The following is a 3,406-nucleotide window of genomic DNA, read 5'->3' as shown; positions in this document are numbered from 1 at the left end:
CCTCTCTTAACCGGCTAATCAGAATATTTGATTGTGTGCGACACGCCGTTGTTCTGCGGTTCTTGACCCGTGGTGGTGCGAGATGAGATATGTACATCTCATGGCGAAGGAACTGTCTGCGGTTGTGGACGATGACGGCGTCTGGCAGTTGCGCGGAACGGCCGCAGAGAAGTTCGATTTGGTGAACGAGTTCTTGGGGTATCTGTCTGACCGCAATTTCTCGCCTCGAACCTGCCGTGCTTACGCCTATGACCTGCTGGCGTTCGCGCGGTGGCTGACTGGCGAGCAGTTGGGTCTGGCGGAGGTGGATGTTGATGTGCTGCTGCGGTTCTTGACGGCGTGTCGGGAGGCGACGTTGCCGGGTCGGCCGGGCGGCAACGTGTATTCGATCCGTGATGGCCGTAATCAGGGGTATGCGCCGGCGACGATCAATCGGCGGCTGGCGGCGATTTCGAGCTTGTTTGCGTTTCGGGAGATGCGTGACCCGGATGCGCGTAGCCCAGTACGTGGCGGTCGGGCGGCCCGATTACGTTCGCGCAGTGAGCGTTCCGGGCTGTTGGCGCACACGGCGAAGCCAAAGTCGCGGTCGCAGTTGCGGGTCCGTGAGCCGCGCCGGTTGCCGCGCGGCTTGTCGCGGGAGGAGTCTGCGGCGCTGCTGGGCAGCTTCCATAGCTGGCGTGACCGCGCGATCGGCGGGTTGATGCTGTTGTCGGGTCTGCGGTCGGCGGAAGTACTTTCGCTGCGGGTCGCCGACGTGGATATCGCCCGCCGCTGGGTTCGGGTGTTCGGTAAGGGCGGCAAGGAACGCTCGGTGCCGATCGATACCGACGTTGCCGGCGCGATCCAAACCTATCTGCTGGCCGAACGCCCCGAAACCGACGCTGATGCACTGTTCGTCGTCGCTAAAGGCGCCCATCGGGGGCAGCCGTTGACCCCGGCGGGGCTGCGCACCGTATTCCGGTATCACCGCGAGCGCTCCGGTGTCACGGCCGGGCATCCACACGCGTTACGGCATTCGTTTGGCACCGCACTGGCCGAGGCGGGGGTCGACCTGTCGGTGATCCAAGCCCTGATGGGTCACGACCACGTCGATTCCGCTGCCGCCTACATCCATTTGGCCCCAACGTTTCTGCGTGAGGAGTTCGATGCCGCCCGTGCGCGCCTACGCGCCCGTTCCTGAGGTCGACCTGCTCGCCGCATACGACGAACACTGCGGCCGGCTGGGTTTGATCAGTGTGAACCTTGGCTCGGCCGCGCGAACGTTCCTGCGGCGCTGGCCCGATCCGCAGCGATGGGCCGGTGAGCCGCTCGAGGCGCGGTTGACGGTGTCTCATCCCACCCGCTCGTTCGTGACGTTTCTGATGTTGGCCGGCTATCTGCGGCCCGGCTACGACTACCTGATCCGCCGCAAACTGGCCGTGTTCTGGCGGCATCTGCCACTGGGGCCGTTAGCTGAAGACCTTGCCCGGTTCCTGGGCGCCGCGCAAGAACTCGGCTTCACCGAACGCACCCGCAGCGCGGCGGCATCGCAGGTGATCGGCCGGCTCCTCATCCAGACCGGCCAACGGCTGGATGCGTTGACCGACAACGACTTCGACGACCTACTGCACGCAAGCGCAGCGCGACACGGCGCAGGCAAACCCAGTCGTCATTACAGCAGTGCCACCCACACCGCCCGCCAGGTGATGTTCCATCTCGGTGTGTTCACCGAGCAGCCGGTCAACGCGACCAGCCTGCTGCGGCAGAGCTTTACCCAACGGATGCGCGACGCTACTCCGGCACTGCGGAGCTCGTTTGTGGCCTACCTCGATCGGTTGACCGCCACACATAGCCGCGGCACGGTCACCGGCACCGCGACCAGGCTCAACCACTTCGCCGCGCATCTGGCCGCGGTCGATCCGGCGCTATCGAGCCTGGCGGGCCTGGACCGGCGCCGCCACATCGAGACCTACCTGACCGCGACTGCCGAGGCGGCCAACTCGCGCACCGGCGCACCGATCCAGGCCTCGGAGCGTCGCGGCCGGGTCCTGGCAGTGCACTGCCTGCTCAACGACATCGCCGAATGGGGCTGGCCCGATGCACCACAGCGGCGCCTGGTGTTTCGCTCCGATATCCCCAAGCTGCCCCGGGCCTTGCCCCGCTACCTCACCCCGGACCTGGATCGGCGCCTGACCCAAGCACTGCAGGCCTGGCCCGAGCGGTTGCCCGCTGATGCGTTGCTGCTGCAACGAGCGACCGGTTTGCGCATCGGCGAGCTCGTCGACCTCGAACTGGACAGCGTGCACGAGATCCCCGGCCAAGGCGCATGGCTCAAGGTTCCGCTGGGCAAGCTGAACACCGAACGCATGGTGCCTCTCGACGAGGAAACCGTCGCGCTCATCGACCGCATCGTCGCCCACCGATCGTCCGGACGGCCGTTGCCCCACCCGCGCACCGCTCGACCCACCGACTACCTGCTCACCCACCACGGTCGGCGCCTGACCGTCGACCACCTACGCGACGTACTGACCCGCGTGACTTCCGCTGCCGCCCTGCCGCACATCACCCCGCACCAACTGCGCCACACCTACGCCACCGCACTGGTCAACGCCGGCGTCAGCCTGCAAAGCCTGATGGCCCTGCTCGGCCATGTCTCGGCCGAGATGAGTCTGCGTTACGGACGGTTGTTCGACTCGACCGTGCGCACCGAATACGAACGAGCCCTGGCCGCCGCGAAAGCCCACCTGGGAACCCTGCCCACCGAACCGCCCCAGGGCCGCGTCTCACTGCCGATCGTCGACGGCGACTGGAAGGATGCCCCGGCGGTCAAGGCCCGCCTCGCCGGTGGCTTCTGCATCCGCGCCCAGGTCCAAGGCCCGTGCGCCTACGCCAATATCTGTGAACACTGCCCCAACTTCCGCACTGATACCGGCTACCTGCCCGTGCTGGCTGCTCAGCGTGCCGACACCGAAACCCTGGCTCGTGACGCCGAAGCCCGCGGCTGGACCGGTGAAGCCGAACGCCACCGCCGCCTCATCGCACGCCTCGACGCCCACATCAGTCAGACACAGACCGGATGACACCCCAACAGCGCCGACACCAGGTCGAAGATGCCTGCGCCGCAATCATTCTCGCCGGACAACAAGTGACCTTCGATGACATCGCGGCCCGCACCGGACTCGGCCGAGCCACCCTCTACCGCAACTCCGACCTACGCAGAATCATCGAAGAACACCGCGCCCGCGGCAAGGAAGCCCACACCCTGTCCGGACTCACCACCGAAATAGCCCACCTGCGCATCGCGGTGGACGCCCTCGCTACCACCGTGCGCCGCCACGAAGAAGAACTCCGCCGCCTCCGCAAGTCAAAAAACTAGCGAACCACCACCCTCAACAGCCGAAACCTGGCCAAGGTTAGCCGGATAACC

Annotated in this window: 3 protein-coding genes; all 3 read left to right on the top strand. The window is 66.1% G+C overall.

Annotation, left to right across the window (positions count from 1 at the left end):
* Positions 1-100: 100 nt before the first annotated feature.
* From AWC25_RS08670 to AWC25_RS08660, 3 genes are read left to right on the top strand one after another with little or no spacing between them, the layout of a single operon-like run.
* Entirely contained in the window at positions 101-1,180 is a 1,080-nt protein-coding gene (locus tag AWC25_RS08670; RefSeq protein WP_084229626.1) for a tyrosine-type recombinase/integrase, read from the top strand.
* On the top strand, positions 1,146-3,059 hold the full coding sequence (locus AWC25_RS08665) for a tyrosine-type recombinase/integrase (RefSeq protein ID WP_085166639.1): 1,914 nt from the start codon (positions 1,146-1,148) through the stop codon (positions 3,057-3,059). The genes AWC25_RS08670 and AWC25_RS08665 overlap by 35 nt, the downstream gene beginning before the upstream one ends.
* Complete coding sequence (locus AWC25_RS08660) at positions 3,056-3,355, top strand: DUF6262 family protein (protein WP_069403131.1); 300 nt, start codon at positions 3,056-3,058, stop codon at positions 3,353-3,355. Before AWC25_RS08665 ends, AWC25_RS08660 begins: the two co-directional genes overlap by 4 nt.
* Positions 3,356-3,406: the final 51 nt, after the last annotated feature.

Source organism: Mycobacterium sherrisii, assembly GCF_002102355.1.
Classification (GTDB): Bacteria; Actinomycetota; Actinomycetes; order Mycobacteriales; family Mycobacteriaceae; genus Mycobacterium; species Mycobacterium sherrisii.
The sequence above is the reverse complement of the archived record's forward strand: the minus strand, read 5'-3'. Positions and strand labels throughout refer to the sequence as shown.

Bases quoted from the DNA above. Each gene is read 5' to 3' on its own strand.
- AWC25_RS08660 (WP_069403131.1), top strand. From the start codon at position 3,056: ATGACACCCCAACAGCGCCGACACCAGGTCGAAGATGCCTGCGCCGCA.
- AWC25_RS08665 (WP_085166639.1), top strand. From the start codon at position 1,146: ATGCCGCCCGTGCGCGCCTACGCGCCCGTTCCTGAGGTCGACCTGCTC.
- AWC25_RS08670 (WP_084229626.1), top strand. From the start codon at position 101: ATGGCGAAGGAACTGTCTGCGGTTGTGGACGATGACGGCGTCTGGCAG.